The sequence below is a fragment of the Streptomyces sp. CB01373 genome (genome assembly GCF_002803075.1).
Lineage (GTDB): Bacteria > Actinomycetota > Actinomycetes > Streptomycetales > Streptomycetaceae > Streptomyces.
The window spans coordinates 20,220-35,293 of record NZ_NNBK01000026.1; the positions used below are offsets into that span (position 1 = coordinate 20,220).

General features: G+C 70.2%; 10 protein-coding genes. 7 read left to right on the top strand and 3 right to left on the bottom strand.

Features of this window, described 5'->3' with window-relative positions; genetic code table 11:
- Nucleotides 1-3: 3 nt before the first annotated feature.
- The gene (locus tag CG719_RS32530) at nucleotides 4-3,111 is read left to right on the top strand and encodes an efflux RND transporter permease subunit (protein ID WP_100572289.1); all 3,108 of its coding nucleotides are present in this window, start codon (nucleotides 4-6) and stop codon (nucleotides 3,109-3,111) included.
- Nucleotides 3,112-3,202: 91 nt separating this feature from the next.
- On the opposite strand, the gene nadA is transcribed toward CG719_RS32530, so the two are convergent.
- Entirely contained in the window at nucleotides 3,203-4,408 is a 1,206-nt protein-coding gene (nadA, locus tag CG719_RS32535; RefSeq protein WP_100572290.1) for a quinolinate synthase NadA, read from the bottom strand.
- A gap of 242 nt (nucleotides 4,409-4,650) precedes the next feature.
- Here nadA and erpA point away from each other — a divergent pair, with 242 nt between their 5' ends.
- Nucleotides 4,651-5,007, top strand: coding sequence for an iron-sulfur cluster insertion protein ErpA (gene erpA, locus CG719_RS32540; protein ID WP_100572291.1), 357 nt, complete (start codon nucleotides 4,651-4,653; stop codon nucleotides 5,005-5,007).
- A gap of 92 nt (nucleotides 5,008-5,099) precedes the next feature.
- On the opposite strand, the gene CG719_RS32545 is transcribed toward erpA, so the two are convergent.
- Entirely contained in the window at nucleotides 5,100-6,518 is a 1,419-nt protein-coding gene (locus tag CG719_RS32545) for a hypothetical protein (protein WP_324839256.1), read from the bottom strand.
- Between the two features lie 1,422 nt (nucleotides 6,519-7,940).
- Here CG719_RS32545 and CG719_RS32550 point away from each other — a divergent pair.
- On the top strand, nucleotides 7,941-8,915 hold the full coding sequence (locus CG719_RS32550) for a carbohydrate kinase family protein (RefSeq protein WP_100572292.1): 975 nt from the start codon (nucleotides 7,941-7,943) through the stop codon (nucleotides 8,913-8,915).
- A 7-nt stretch (nucleotides 8,916-8,922) separates the two neighbouring features.
- Here the strand turns inward: CG719_RS32550 and CG719_RS32555 are convergent, their stop codons facing one another.
- Nucleotides 8,923-10,305 carry a cysteine desulfurase/sulfurtransferase TusA family protein gene (locus CG719_RS32555; RefSeq protein ID WP_100572293.1) on the bottom strand — a complete coding sequence of 461 codons (1,383 nt, stop codon included), beginning with the start codon at nucleotides 10,303-10,305 and terminating at the stop codon, nucleotides 8,923-8,925.
- 285 nt (nucleotides 10,306-10,590) lie between these two features.
- Between CG719_RS32555 and ctaC the strand changes: the two genes are divergently transcribed.
- The 4 genes from ctaC (at nucleotide 10,591) to CG719_RS32575 (ending at nucleotide 15,074) form a co-directional block, all read left to right on the top strand.
- The gene (gene ctaC, locus CG719_RS32560) at nucleotides 10,591-11,550 is read left to right on the top strand and encodes an aa3-type cytochrome oxidase subunit II (RefSeq protein ID WP_100572294.1); all 960 of its coding nucleotides are present in this window, start codon (nucleotides 10,591-10,593) and stop codon (nucleotides 11,548-11,550) included.
- A complete protein-coding gene (ctaD, locus tag CG719_RS32565; RefSeq protein WP_100572295.1) occupies nucleotides 11,547-13,283 on the top strand; it encodes an aa3-type cytochrome oxidase subunit I in 1,737 nt (578 codons plus the stop codon). The genes ctaC and ctaD overlap by 4 nt, the downstream gene beginning before the upstream one ends.
- On the top strand, nucleotides 13,280-13,678 hold the full coding sequence (locus tag CG719_RS32570; RefSeq protein WP_100572296.1) for a cytochrome c oxidase subunit 4: 399 nt from the start codon (nucleotides 13,280-13,282) through the stop codon (nucleotides 13,676-13,678). The genes ctaD and CG719_RS32570 overlap by 4 nt, the downstream gene beginning before the upstream one ends.
- Before the next feature lie 139 nt (nucleotides 13,679-13,817).
- Nucleotides 13,818-15,074, top strand: a complete 1,257-nt coding sequence (locus CG719_RS32575; RefSeq protein ID WP_100572297.1) for a L,D-transpeptidase — start codon at nucleotides 13,818-13,820, stop codon at nucleotides 15,072-15,074.

Here is a 15,074-nt window from a genome sequence, read left to right on the forward strand (position 1 = left end):
CCCATGTCCTGGCTGTCCAGATTCAGCCTCGCGCAACGGGCCCTGATCGGACTGATGTCGATCGTCGCGCTCGTCTTCGGGGCGATCGCGATACCCCAGCTCAAGCAGCAGCTCCTGCCCAGCATCGAGCTTCCCATCGTGTCCGTGCTGGCGCCCTACCAGGGCGCGTCCCCGGACGTCGTCGAGAAGCAGGTCGTCGAGCCCCTCGAGAACAGCATCAAGGCCGTCGACGGCATCACCGGCGTCACCTCCACGGCCAGCGAGGGCAACGCCGTGCTCATGGCGTCCTTCGACTACGGCAACAACACCAAGCAGCTCGTCGCCGACGTCCAGCAGGCCGTCAACCGGGCCCGCGCCCAGCTTCCGAGCGATGTCGAGCCGCAGGTGGTGGCCGGTTCCACCGACGACATGCCCACCGTCGTCCTCGCCGTCACCTCCGACAAGGACCAGCAGGCCCTGGCCGACCAGCTCGGCAAGACGGTCGTACCGGAGCTGAAGAACATCGACGGCGTGGGCCAGGTCACCGTCAACGGCGTACGGGACCTCCAGGTCACCGTCACCCCGGACGACAAGAAGCTCGCCGCGGCCGGCCTCGGCTCCGCCGCCCTGAGCCAGGCCCTCCAGGCGGGCGGCGCCACCCTTCCGGCCGGTTCCTTCGACGAGGACGGCGCCAACCGCACCGTCCAGGTCGGCGGCGGCTTCACCTCGCTGAAGCAGATCCAGGACCTGATGGTGGCCGGCGAGGGCGCGGGCGCGAAGAAGCCGGTCCGGCTCGGCGACGTCGCCACCGTCAAGCAGGAGCCGGCCAAGAGCGACTCCATCACCCGCACGAACGGCAGGCCCAGCCTCTCCGTCGTCGTCACCATGGACCACGACGGCAGCGCGGTCGCCATCTCGAACGCCGTCGAGGACAAGCTGCCCGCCCTGCGCGACGCGCTCGGCTCCGGGGCGAAGATCACCGTGGTCAGCGACCAGGGACCGGCCGTGGCCAAGGCCATCGAGGGCCTGACCACCGAGGGCGCGCTCGGCCTGCTCTTCGCGGTCCTGGTCATCCTGGCCTTCCTGGCCTCGGTCCGCTCCACGCTCGTGACGGCGGTGTCGATCCCGCTCTCCGTGGTCCTCGCGCTGATCGTGCTGTGGACCCGCGACCTGTCGCTGAACATGCTGACGCTGGGCGCGCTGACCATCGCCATCGGCCGGGTCGTCGACGACTCGATCGTGGTCCTGGAGAACATCAAGCGCCACCTCGGCTACGGCGAGGAGCGCCGCGAGGCCATCCTCACCGCGGTGCGCGAGGTGGCCGGCGCGGTGACCTCCTCCACGCTCACCACGGTCGCCGTGTTCCTGCCGATCGGCCTGGTTGGCGGCATGGTGGGCGAGCTGTTCGGACCGTTCAGCCTCACCGTCACCGCGGCCCTGCTGGCCTCGCTGCTGGTGTCGCTGACCGTCGTGCCGGTGCTGTCGTACTGGTTCCTGCGCCCGCCGAAGGGCACGCCCGCCCAGGCCGAGGAGGCCCGCCGCCAGGCCGAGGAGAAGGAGGCCGCCAGCCGCCTCCAGCGCCTCTACGTCCCCGTCCTGCGCTTCGCCACCCGGCGGCGGCTGACCAGTGTCCTGATCGCGGTCGTCGTCCTGTTCGTCACCTTCGGCATGACCCCGCTGCTGAAGACGAACTTCTTCGACGACGGCGACCAGAAGGTCCTCAGCATCAAGCAGCAGCTGAAGCCGGGCACCAGCCTGGCGGCGACGGACGCGGCGGCCCGCAAGGTCGAGCACGAGCTCGCCGAGGTCGACGGGGTCAAGGACTACCAGGTCACGATCGGCTCCTCCGGCTTCATGGCGGCCTTCGGTGGCGGTACGGACACCAACCGGGCCTCCTACCAGGTGATGATCGAGGACTCCGCGTCCGCCGACGACGTGCGCACCCACATCGAGGACCGCCTGCACAAGCTGTCCGGCATCGGCACCACCACGATCGCGGCCGGCAGCGGCTTCGGCGACCAGGACCTGAAGGTGGTCGTCAAGGCGGGCGACTCCGACGCGCTGCGTCAGGCCTCCGAGCAGGTCCGCAAGGCGGTCGCCGGGCTGAAGGACGTCACCGACGTCACCAGCGACCTGTCGCAGAGCGTGCCGCGCATCTCGGTGCGGGCCAACGACAAGGCGGCGGCGGCCGGCTTCACCGACGAGAGCCTCGGCATGGCCGTCGCCCGGGCGGTCAAGGGCACCAACGCGGCCAAGGCGATGCTGGACGACACCGAGCGGAACGTCGTCATCCGGTCGGCGAAGCCGGCGACGACCCTGGACGAGCTGAAGAACCTGCGGCTCGGCCCCGTGAAGCTCGGCGACATCGCGACCGTCAAGCTGGTCGACGGACCGGTGTCGATGACCCGGATCGACGGTCAGCGCGCCGCCACGATCACGGCCAAGCCGACCGGTGACAACACCGGCGCGGTCAGCGCGGACCTCCAGTCCAAGATCGACGCACTGAAGCTGCCCGCGGGCGCGACGGCCGAGATCGGGGGCGTCACCTCGAACCAGAGCGACGCCTTCAAGAACCTGGGCCTGGCCATGCTGGCGGCGATCGCGATCGTCTTCATGCTGCTGGTCGCGACCTTCCGCTCGCTGGCCCAGCCGCTGATCCTGCTGGTCTCCATCCCGTTCGCGGCCACCGGCGCGCTCGGCCTGCTGATCCTCACGGGCACGCCGATGGGCGTCCCGGCGATGATCGGCATGCTGATGCTGATCGGCATCGTGGTGACCAACGCGATCGTGCTGATCGACCTCGTCAACCAGTACCGCGAGCAGGGCTACGGAATCGTCGAGGCCGTGGTGGAAGGCGGCCGCCACCGTCTGCGCCCGATCCTCATGACGGCCCTGGCCACGATCTTCGCCCTGCTCCCGATGGCCCTGGGCATCACCGGCCAGGGCGGCTTCATCGCCCAGCCGCTGGCCGTGGTCGTGATCGGCGGTCTGATCACCTCCACCCTGCTGACCCTGCTCCTGGTCCCGACGCTCTACGCCATGCTGGAACTCCGCAAGGAGCGCCGGGCTGAGAAGCGCGCGGCGAAGCGGGCCACGGCGGAGGAGAAGGCGCTGGAAACCGCCGGCGTGTAAGCACACCGCGCGAACAACGGCGAAGGCCCGGTCCACTTGGAGTGGACCGGGCCTTTCCCGTCTCGCGAACGCCGTGCGGTGGCCGGAGCCGCTACGGCAGCGCCAGCATGCGCTCCAGGGCGAGCTTGGCGTGGCCTTCCGTCTCCTTGTCCACCTGGATGCGGTTGACCAGGTTGCCCTCGGCGAGGGACTCCAGGGCCCAGACCAGGTGGGGCAGGTCGATGCGGTTCATCGTGGAGCAGAAGCAGACCGTCTTGTCGAGGAAGACGATCTCCTTGTCCTCGGAGGCGTAACGGTTCGCCAGCCTGCGTACCAGGTTCAGCTCCGTGCCGATGGCCCACTTGGAGCCGGCCGGCGCGGCGTCGAGCTTGTTGATGATGTACTCGGTCGACCCGACGTAGTCCGCCGCGGCCACGACCTCGTGCCTGCACTCGGGGTGCACCAGCACGTTCACCTCGGGGATCCGCTCGCGGACGTCGTTCACCGAGTCCAGGCTGAAGCGGCCGTGCACCGAGCAGTGGCCCCGCCACAGAATCATCTTCGCCGCCCGCAGCTCCTCGGCGGTGAGCCCGCCGTTCGGCTTGTGCGGGTTGTAGACGACGCAGTCGTCGAGCGACATGCCCATGTCCCGTACGGCCGTGTTCCGGCCCAGGTGCTGGTCGGGCAGGAACAGGACCTTTGTTGTTGAAGGCTCCCCCTGCTGGAAGGCCCACTCCAGCGCCCGCTCGGCGTTCGACGACGTGCAGATCGTGCCGCCGTGCTTGCCCGTGAAGGCCTTGATGTCGGCGGAGGAGTTCATGTACGACACCGGGACGACCTGGTCGGCGATCCCGGCCTCGGTGAGCACGTCCCAGCACTCGGCGACCTGCTCGGCCGTGGCCATGTCGGCCATGGAGCAGCCGGCCGCCAGGTCCGGCAGGACCACCTTCTGCTCGTCGGACGTCAGGATGTCGGCGGACTCGGCCATGAAGTGCACACCGCAGAACACGATGTACTCCGCCTCCGGGCGCGCGGCCGCCTCCCGGGCCAGCTTGAAGGAGTCGCCCGTGACGTCGGCGAACTGGATGACCTCGTCGCGCTGGTAGTGGTGGCCGAGCACGAAGACCTTGCTGCCGAGCTTCTCCTTGGCCGCGCGGGCCCGGGCCACCAGGTCCGGGTCGGACGGGGAGGGCAGGTCACCGGGGCACTCGACGCCGCGCTCGCTCCTCGGGTCGGCCTCGCGGCCGAGGAGCAGGAGGGCGAGCGGGGTCGGCTGGACGTCGAGGTCCTGGGTCTGGGCGGTGGTCACGACACGCACCCTTTCTACTTTTCGTCGAACTGACGCTATATATCATAGCCGCTTCACGTCACTTTGACGATGTTCATAGTGTCCATGTGACGTGAATCCCGGCATCAGGTCCGCATTCCCACTCGTGTGCGAGCATGAAGAGGACGAGCCTGGAGAAGAGAAAAAGCACGCGCCCGGCCCGGAATGATTCCGCGGCCTTGCCGGTTGCACTCGTCGGCAAGCAGTCTCCGTACAACCCGGGAGAGATGTAGATGTCCGTATCGGACGAGACCACCACCGTCACCGACGGCATCATCCTGACCGACGCCGCCGCGTCCAAGGTCAAGGCCCTGCTCGACCAGGAAGGCCGTGACGATCTCGCCCTGCGTGTCGCCGTCCAGCCCGGCGGCTGCTCCGGCCTGCGCTACCAGCTCTTCTTCGACGAGCGTTCCCTCGACGGCGACGTGGAGAAGGACTTCGACGGGGTCAAGGTCGTCACCGACCGCATGAGCGCCCCCTACCTGGGCGGCGCCACCATCGACTTCGTGGACACCATCGAGAAGCAGGGCTTCACGATCGACAACCCGAACGCGACCGGTTCCTGCGCCTGCGGCGACTCCTTCAGCTGATCCGCGCACGGTAGGACACGAAAGGCGGCGGACCCGTTCACGGGTCCGCCGCCTTCCTGTTCTCCCTGTTTCTTCCTGTTCTCCCGAAGGCGTCAGCGGGCGAGCGAGGGCGACTCCGGCAGCCGCGCTCCCGGCCGCTCCAGAGGGATCGCCTGCCCGTCCGGGCCGACCACCTCGCGGTCGCCGAGCGGCCGGTCCAGGTGCACGGTGCGCTGGTACTCCTCGGCGATCATGATGCAGACCGTGTCCGGCCACGCGGTCTCGGTCACCGTGACCGTCACCCGGCCGGAGCTCTCCCGCACCGACGCCCGGTAGTCGGCGCACACCCCGCCCTCGAAGCGGACGGTCAGCTCCTCGCCCTCGGTGCGGTAGCCGGTCACCGTCACGGTGTGCGTGGCCGGGGCGCCGTCCGAGCCCCTCGGCGCCGGACTCGTCCGCTGCGGCTGCCCGGAGGGCGGCGGGGTCGAGGTCAGGTACTCCGGTTCGACGGCCGGGTACGCCACCGTGGAACCGGCGTCCTGCCCGGCCGGCGCCTTCACCGCGAACAGCCAGGACGGGACGAGCGTCTGCTGTCCCCCGGAGGAGTGCGCGGCCAGACCGAAGACGGCCTTGCCGATGGTGACGGCGTTGTCCGGGGCGGGAGAGTCCGCCTCCCCGCACGGTGCCTCCAGGCGGTCCTTGTGCGGTACGGGAGTGGCGCAGCCGCCGATGCCCATGCGGTGGCCGGCCCGGGGGACCCTGTTCATCAGGTCAAGCGTCTTGCGCGCGCTCAGCACGGGGTAGGTGTCGCCCTTCACCGGCGCCTTGAGCTGACCGCTGCCTCCGACCACATCGCCCTGCCGGTCGATGTTCAGGCCGGTCGTCCAGCCGTACGTGGGCAGCCCGCCGATCCGTGGATCGGCGTTGACGACCCGGAGGTCACCCATGGTCTGGGTCGCGTCCGCCTTGGCGTCGTCCTGCCCCAGGGCCTTGAGCACCGGAGCCGCCGCCTTCAGCGCCGCCGCCGTGTTCACCGGGTCGGCGGACGGGTCCGCCGGGTGGTGCATGCACAGGGCGCCCTTGCAGTCGTCGGAGCCCGGCGCGATCCGGCTGAACGTCCAGGCGCCCGGCGCCTTCCGCTCGACACGGAGGGCCGGCCCGGAACCGTCCTTCCCGGACCCGACCCGCCACGCCTCGGCGTCGGCCACCGGCGTCCCGTCGACGCCGAGCGCCTCGGCGAGCCGGGCCACCTCGTCCCGGGTGACCTCGCCCCGCGCCCGGTACACCGGCGCCGAGCCGGGGCCGTCGGGCAGCGGGCCGGCGACCCGGTACGTCGTGCCGTACGGGTTGGGCTCACCGGGGGCGATTCCGTTCGTACCGCCGGAGCCGGGGGCGGTGTAGCCGTCGAGGACGAGCGGCCGCGGCGCGCCGTGCCCGCCGGACGCCGCCGTATGCCCCCCGGGATCGGCGGCGAGCACAGCCCCGCCCCCGCCCACCAGCAACACGGCGGCGGCCACCGACGCGATCACCACAGGCGACCGCCCCCGCCTGCCCCCGGCTCGCCCCTCACCGTCCGGGGCCCCGGTGACATCCGGAACTCGCGGAATCGGCGGGGTTCCGGGGCCGTCGGCGCCCTGCGGGGCATCCGGACCGCCGACCGCCTGCGAGACCTCCTGGACCTGCGGAGCTTTCGGAGTCACCGGAACCCGGGGGGCCTCACCCGAGCCCACCAAGCCCTCCGAATCCTGCGGGATCCCCTCCGGGACCCCACCCGCCGACCCGGCCCGGGCTTCGCCCACCGACTCGGCCCGGGCCTCGACCTCAGGCTCAGTGCGCCCCGCGGGCCGGGACCCGACGCCGAAACCGGCCCGGACCTCCTGCCCGGACTCGGCCCCGGCCTCGCGTCCCGCTTCGGCTTCGGGTCCGTTCTGGTTCTTGGGGTCGGCCTCGTCTGCGGGCCGGGTGTGAGCTTCGGGCTTGGACTGGCCGGTCCCGGCTTCGCCTCCGGTGTCAGCCTGGGCCGCCGGCCGCGCTTCGGCCTCGGGTCCGGTCTGGTTCTTGGGGTCGGCCTCGTCTGCGGGCTGGGTGTGAGCTACGGGCTTGGACTGGCCGGTCCCGGCTTCGCCTCCGGTGTCAGCCTGGGCCGCCGGCCGCGCTTCGGCCTCGGGTCCGGTCTGGTCCTTCGGGTCGGCCTCGTTCGCGGGCTGGGCTTGAGCCTCGGGCTTGGATCGGACGCCGGAACCGGACCCGGCTTCGCCTCCGGACTCGGTCCGAACCTGGGCCCCCGCGTCGGCCCCGGGACTGGCCTTGTCCTCGGACCTGGGTTCAGACCCGGCTCCGGATGAGGACCCGGCCCCGTCCTCGGACGCGGACGGGCCCTTGAGCTCGGATTGAGTCCCGGACTCGGGCCCGGCCTCCGACTCGGGCCCGGCCCCGGTCCCGGCCTCGGTGTCAGCCTCCGTGTCGGGCTCCGACCGTTCCCCGGGCGCGGAGCGGGTCCCGGTCCCGGCCTGGGCCTCGGGCCCGGGCCGGGCGTCTGACCGGGTCTCCGGGGCCGGGGCCTCCGGCCCGGGCTCCTTTCCCCGGGTCCGGGATTCCTCGGCGGTGTCCGGGGACTCGTTGTCGTGGTCGGGTCGCTCGGTGTTCACCGCATCGCTCCTTCGCCTGCACAGGTGCTGTTCCACGTCGTAGCCCGCATCCCCCGGGTGGGGGACGGCGATGGGACGCGGCGGGGGAGCGCGCGGTTCCCTGCCGTACGCCGGTCGGGTCACGGCCGTACACCGGTCGGGGCGCGGGCGGTGGAACGCCGGCCCGGTCGGGTGTCGTCAGCAAGAGGGCATCCGTGGGGATATGGCGGGCGCGGCCCCGGCGCGGCGAGCGGCGGCGTGGGCAGCGACCGCAGGAGCGGGTAGCGTGAACTGTCAATCCCCCCTGACTCCAGGAGCGTCCACGCCGTGCGCATCGCAGTCACCGGCTCCATCGCCACCGACCACCTCATGACCTTCCCCGGCCGATTCGCCGACCAGCTCGTCGCGGATCAGCTGCACACGGTCTCGCTCTCCTTCCTGGTCGACCAGCTGGACGTCCGGCGCGGCGGAGTCGGCGCCAACATCGCCTTCGGCATGGGCCAGCTCGGCACCCGGCCGGTCCTGGTCGGCGCCGCCGGACCCGACTTCGGCGAGTACCGGGCCTGGCTGGACCGGCACGGCGTCGACACCTCCTCGGTCCGCATCTCCGAGACCCTGCACACCGCCCGCTTCGTGTGCACCACCGACGCCGACCACAACCAGATCGGCTCCTTCTACACGGGCGCGATGAGCGAGGCCCGCCTCATCGAGCTCAAGACCGTCGCCGACCGTGTCGGCGGTCTCGACCTGGTCCTGATCGGCGCGGACGACCCGGAGGCGATGCTCCGGCACACCGAGGAGTGCCGCTCGCGCAGCATCCCGTTCGCCGCCGACTTCTCCCAGCAGATCGCCCGGATGAACGGCGACGAGATCCGGATACTGCTGGACGGGGCGACGTACCTGTTCTCCAACGAGTACGAGAAGGGCCTCATCGAGTCCAAGACCGGCTGGAGCGACGCCGAGATCCTCGACCGCGTCGGCCACCGGGTCACCACCCTCGGCTCGCGCGGCGTCCGCATCGAGCGCGCCGGCGCCGACCCGGTCGAGGTCGGCTGCCCGGACGAGGAGCGCAAGGCCGACCCGACGGGCGTCGGCGACGCCTTCCGCGCCGGGTTCCTCTCCGGCCTCGCCTGGGGCGTCTCCCAGGAGCGCGCCGCCCAGGTCGGCTGCATGCTGGCCACGCTGGTGATCGAGACCGTGGGCACCCAGGAGTACCAGCTCCGCCGCGGCCACTTCATGGAGCGCTTCACCAAGGCCTACGGCGACGACGCGGCCCGCGAGGTCCGCACCCACCTCGCCTGACGAGACCCTAGGAGACCCGGCGGACGACGTAGGCCGAGCCCTCGTCCGCCGGCTCCTCGCCCACGTACTCCTGCCCGCGCATCTCGCACCACGCCGGAATGTCCAGCCGCGCCGCCTCGTCGTCGGACAGGACGCGCACCGTGCCGCCGACCGGCACGTCCCCGAAGACCTTGGCCAGCTCGATCACCGGGATCGGGCAGCGCCTGCCGAGGGCGTCCACGACCAGCGCGTCCTCCCGCACGGCGGCCGGTGCCGCCGCGGCCGGCGCGCCGAGCTTCTCCCGCACCCCCGCCACCGCGCCCGGCAGGACGGCCAGGAACCGCTCGACCTCCTCCTCCGGAGTCCCGGACGGCAGCGACACCCGCACATTGCCCTCGCTCAGCACGCCCATCGCCTTCAGGACATGGCTCGGCGTCAGCGTGCTGCTCGTGCAGGACGAACCGGAGGAGACGGAGAAGCCCTCGCGGTCCAGTTCGTGCAGCAATGTCTCCCCGTCGACATAGAGGCAGGAGAAGGTGACGACGCCCGGCAGACGGCGGACCGGATCGCCCACGACCTCCACGTCCGGTACCAGTCGCGGCACCCGCGCCCGGATGCGCTCCGTCAACTCCCGCAGCCGTACCGCCTCCTCGGCCGCCTCCGCCCGTACCGCCCGCAGCGCGGCCGCCGCCGCGACGATCGCCGGGATGTTCTCGAACCCGGCCGCCCGGCCCGACTCCCGCTCGTCCACCGGCCCGCGCGGCGCGAACCGCACCCCCTTGCGCACGACGAGCAGCCCGGTCCCGGACGGCCCGCCCCACTTGTGGGCGCTCGCCGTCAGCAGCGACCAGTCGCCGCCGACCGGGCCCCAGGCCAGCGACTGCGCCGCGTCCACCAGCAGCGGGACGCCAGCCGCCCGGCACACCGAGGCCACCTCGGCGACCGGCTGCTCGGTGCCCACCTCGTGGTTGGCCGACTGGAGGCAGGCCAGCGCGGTGTCCTCCCGCAGCACCGCCTCGTACGAGCCCACGGCCACCCGGCCCCGCCGGTCGACCGGCACCCGCGTGACCGACCCGCCGTCCGCCTCGTGCGCCTCGGCGGAGTGGAGCACCGAAGAGTGTTCGACCTCTGACACGATCAGGTGGCGTCCGACCCGGCGGCGACCCGCCAGCGCCCCCGCGATCCCGCTGTGCACGGCACGCGTCCCGGACGAGGTGAACGTCAGCTCGTCGGCCCGGCAGCCCACCGCCTCCGCGGCCGCCTCCCGGGACGCGTCCAGCAGCAACCGGGCCCGGCGGCCCTCGCGGTGGAGGCGAGCGGGGTCGGCCCACCCCTCGTCGAGGGCGGCCAGCAGCGCCTGCCGGGCGACGGGATGAAGGGGAGCACTGGAAGCAGCGTCGAAGTAGGCCACACGTCAACGCTAAGCGCTGCCGGGGACATCCAGTCACGACAAAGGGTGCATACGCTCCTCATCGGGCGCCCCGAAGCCCCCTCACAAACCGGTCCACGCAGGGGTATCCCACCCCTTCGGAGCGACCCGCCGCGCGTATGGCACCCTCCCCGCGACCCGCCCGAAGGCGTCCAGTAGGGTTTGGTCCGCATAAACATCCAAACCCCTGCCCGACGCAGGGCCGCGACCGACCAGCGAGAAGGCCGCAGCCGAACAGCGCGGGCGAGACTCTCGGGAAGGCGCTACGTGAGTCCCAACGGCTCCGACCGCTCGCCGCGGCGCCCGATGCGGCGGAAGCTGCTGCAGGCACTGACTGCGGGCCTGGTCCTGGCGACCGCGACCGGTTGCACATACAAGGACTTTCCCCGGCTGGGTATGCCCACCCCGACCACGGAGGAGGCTCCCCGGATCCTCTCGCTGTGGCAGGGGTCCTGGGCGGCCGCGCTCGCCGTCGGCTGCCTGGTGTGGGGTCTGATCCTGTGGAGTGCTTTCTTCCACCGGCGCAGCCGCACCAAGGTGGAGGTTCCTCCGCAGACCCGGTACAACATGCCCATCGAGGCGCTGTACACGGTGGTCCCCCTTGTCATCGTCTCGGTGCTCTTCTACTTCACGGCCCGTGACGAGTCCAAGCTCCTGGACCTCTCCAAGAAGCCGGACGTCACGGTGAACGTCGTCGGCTACCAGTGGAGCTGGGCCTTCAACTACATCGAGCCGGTCGCCGGTTCGTCGGGCGACGCGAAGACCGACAAGAACCTGAACGCGATTCCGGACCGGTTCAAGGCGGACTTCCCGGCGAACGCCGGCGGCGTCTACGACTACGGCATCCCGGGGACGCGGAACCCGCAGAACGGCAACCCCGGCCCCACCATGTGGCTGCCCAAGGGCAAGACCGTCCGCTTCATCCTCACCTCGCGCGACGTCATCCACTCGTTCTGGGTGCTGCCGTTCCTGATGAAGCAGGACGTCATCCCCGGCCACACCAACTCCTTCCAGGTGACCCCCACCATGGAGGGCACCTTCCGGGGCAAGTGCGCCGAGCTGTGCGGCCAGGACCACTCCCGGATGCTGTTCAACGTGAAGGTCGTCTCGCCCGAGCGCTATGAGCAGCACCTCAAGGACCTCGCCAAGAAGGGGCAGACCGGTTACGTTCCCGCAGGCATCGCGCAGACGAGCCACGAGAAGAACCGGGAGACGAACAAGCTGTGAGCATCCTCAACGAACCTCAGGGTGCCGCGGCAGCTGAGGACTCTTACGAGAGCGAGCTGCCGGTCCGGCGCAGGCAACCGGGCAATCTCGCGGTGAAGTGGCTGACGACCACCGACCACAAGACGATCGGAACGCTGTACCTGGCGACGTCGTTCGCGTTCTTCTGCATCGGCGGCGTGATGGCGCTCCTCATGCGCGCCGAGCTGGCCCGTCCGGGCCTGCAGATCATGTCGAACGAGCAGTTCAACCAGGCGTTCACGATGCACGGCACGATCATGCTGCTGATGTTCGCGACGCCGCTGTTCGCGGGCTTCACGAACTGGATCATGCCGCTGCAGATCGGCGCCCCGGACGTGGCCTTCCCGCGGCTGAACATGTTCGCCTACTGGCTCTACCTGTTCGGCTCGCTGATCGCGGTGGGCGGTTTCCTCACCCCGCAGGGCGCGGCCGACTTCGGCTGGTTCGCGTACGCCCCGCTGTCGGACGCGGTGCACTCGCCGGGGCTTGGCGGTGACCTGTGGATCATGGGTCTGGCCTTCTCCGGCTTCGGCACCATCCTCGGCTCGGTCAACTTCATCACCACGATCATCTGCATGCGCGCGCCGGGCATGACCATGTTCCGCATGCCGATCTTCACCTGGAACGTGCTGCTGACCGCGGTGCTGGTCCTGCTGGCCTTCCCGGTCCTGGCGGCGGCCCTGTTCGCCCTCGAGGCGGACCGCAAGTTCGGTGCCCACGTCTTCGACGCGGCCAACGGCGGTGCGTTGCTGTGGCAGCACCTGTTCTGGTTCTTCGGGCATCCCGAGGTGTACATCATCGCGCTGCCGTTCTTCGGCATCGTCAGTGAGATCATCCCGGTCTTCGCCCGCAAGCCGATGTTCGGTTACATGGGCCTGATCGGCGCGACCATCGCCATCGCCGGTCTGTCGGTGACGGTGTGGGCGCACCACATGTACGTCACGGGTGGCGTGCTGCTGCCGTTCTTCTCGTTCATGACCTTCCTGATCGCGGTCCCGACCGGTGTGAAGTTCTTCAACTGGGTCGGCACCATGTGGAAGGGAAGTCTCTCCTTCGAGACGCCGATGCTGTGGGCGACCGGCTTCCTGATCACCTTCGTCTTCGGTGGTCTGACCGGTGTGATCCTGGCCGCGCCGCCGCTGGACTTCCACATCTCGGACTCGTACTTCGTGGTGGCGCACTTCCACTACGTCGTCTTCGGCACCGTGGTGTTCGCGATGTTCGCCGGATTCCACTTCTGGTGGCCGAAGTTCACCGGCAAGATGCTCGACGAGCGCCTCGGCAAGATCACCTTCTGGCTGCTGTTCATCGGCTTCCACGGCACCTTCCTGATCCAGCACTGGCTGGGCGTGGAGGGCATGCCGCGCCGGTACGCCGACTACCTGGCGGCCGACGGCTTCACCGCGCTGAACACGGTGTCGACGATCTTCTCGTTCGTGCTCGGCCTGTCGGTCCTGCCGTTCTTCTACAACGTCTGGAAGACCGCCAAGTACGGCAAGCCGGTCGGCGTCGACGACCCGTGGGGCTACGGCCGCTCCCTGGAGTGGGCGACCTCCTGCCCGCCGCCGCGGCACAACTTCCTCACCCTGCCGCGGATCCGCAGCGAATCCCCGGCGTTCGACCTGCACCACCCCGAGATCGCCGCGCTCGACCAGCTCGAGAACGCCGGTCACGGCGAGAAGGCCCTCGCTGGCGGCAAGGAGGCCGGCAAGTGAAGATCCAGGGCAAGATGTTCATGTGGCTGAGCGTCTTCCTGCTCGTCACCGCCATCGTCTACGGCGTGTGGTCGAAGGAAGCGGTCGGCACGACGGCGCTCTTCATGGCCTTCGGCCTGTCCATCATGATCGGCTTCTACCTGGGCTTCACGGCCCAGCGGGTCGACGTGGGCGCCCAGGACAACAAGGAGGCGGATGTCGCCGACGACGCCGGCGAGCTGGGCTTCTTCAGCCCGCACAGCTGGCAGCCGCTCGGCCTCGGCATCGGCGGCGCGCTGGCCTTCCTCGGCATCGCGGTCGGCTGGTGGCTCGTCTACTTCGCGGCGCCCATCATCATGATCTCCGTATGGGGCTGGGTCTTCGAGTACTACCGCGGCGAGAACCGCACCCAGTGACCCTCGCGGGACACCGCTGAACACCAGGGAGTCCGGACTCTCCACCTGGAGAGTCCGGACTCCCTCTTTTGGCCGAGCGATTCCCTCGGATGGGTGATCCACCGTGCCGGAGGTGACGAAGCTCCCTAGCGTGAGGGCCATGACCACCACTGTGATTTCCCGTGGAGCGGGAGCCGCCCTGCTGGTCGCCGCCCTCGGCGCGAGTGCCACCGCCTGCGGGTCGGACGGCAACCCGCTGGCCGCCTACCCGTACGACGCGGCGGACCAGATCTCCTTCAGCGGGCCCAAGGAGGCCGGGAAGAAGGCAGACCCGGACAAGCCCCTGGAAGTCACCGCTCAGGGTGCGGACGGGCGGATCACGGACGTCACGGCCATGGACGCCACGGGGCGCCACGTCTCCGGCGAACTGGCCGCCGACGGAAGCCGATGGCACAGCACCTCACCGCTCGCCGCCGGCACCCACTACACGGTCCGCGTGAGCACCGAGGACGAAGCCGGAAAACCCGGCCGCAAGGTCCTCATGTTCGACACGGACAAGCCCGAGGGTCAGCAGCGCCTGAACGTCACGTTCGGCCCGGAGGCGGGCACCTACGGCGTCGGGCAGCCCATCACGGCCGAACTCGACCAGCCCGTCAAGGACAAGGCCCAGCGGGCCATCGTGGAGCGCGGTCTCAGGGTCGACTCCAAGCCCTCCGTGCAGGGCTCCTGGTACTGGGTCAGCGACAAGGAGCTCCACTACCGCCCGCAGGACTACTGGCCCGCCAACGCCACCGTCGAGGCGCACAGCAACCTGGAGAACATCAAGATCAGCGACCGGTTGCGGGGCGGCGCGGCCAAGCCGCTGAAGATCACCACGGGTGACCGGATCGTCGCGCTCACGGACGCCGCCAAGCACCTGATGACGGTCTACCGGAACGATGAGAAGATCAAGGAGATCCCCATCACCACCGGCAAGCCCGGCTTCGCGACCCGCAACGGGATCAAGGTCGTCCTCGCCAAGCAGTACTTCGTACGGATGAAGAGCTCCACCGTCGGCATCGCCGAGGGCTCCAAGGACTCGTACGACCTGCCCGTGTACTACGCCACCCGTGTCACCTGGAGCGGCGAGTACGTCCACGCCGCCCCGTGGTCCGTCGGCTCGCAGGGCGCGGCCAACGTCAGCCACGGCTGCACCGGCATGAGCACCCCCAACGCCTCCTGGTTCTTCAACACCATCCACGAGGGCGACCTGGTCCAGGTGGTCAACTCGGCCGGCGGGGACATGGAGCTGTTCGACAACGGCTTCGGCGACTGGAACATGCCCTGGCAGAAGTGGCTCCAGGGCAGCGCCATCGCCTCCGACGAGGGCGGCGTCGGGGCGCAGAACAAGCCGCGGCTGAGCCCGCAGAGCGTGTGA

Coding starts and splice junctions, on each gene's coding strand:
- CG719_RS32530 (WP_100572289.1), top strand. CDS start 4: ATGTCCTGGCTGTCCAGATTCAGCCTCGCGCAACGGGCCCTGATCGGA.
- erpA (WP_100572291.1), top strand. CDS start 4,651: ATGTCCGTATCGGACGAGACCACCACCGTCACCGACGGCATCATCCTG.
- CG719_RS32575 (WP_100572297.1), top strand. CDS start 13,818: ATGACCACCACTGTGATTTCCCGTGGAGCGGGAGCCGCCCTGCTGGTC.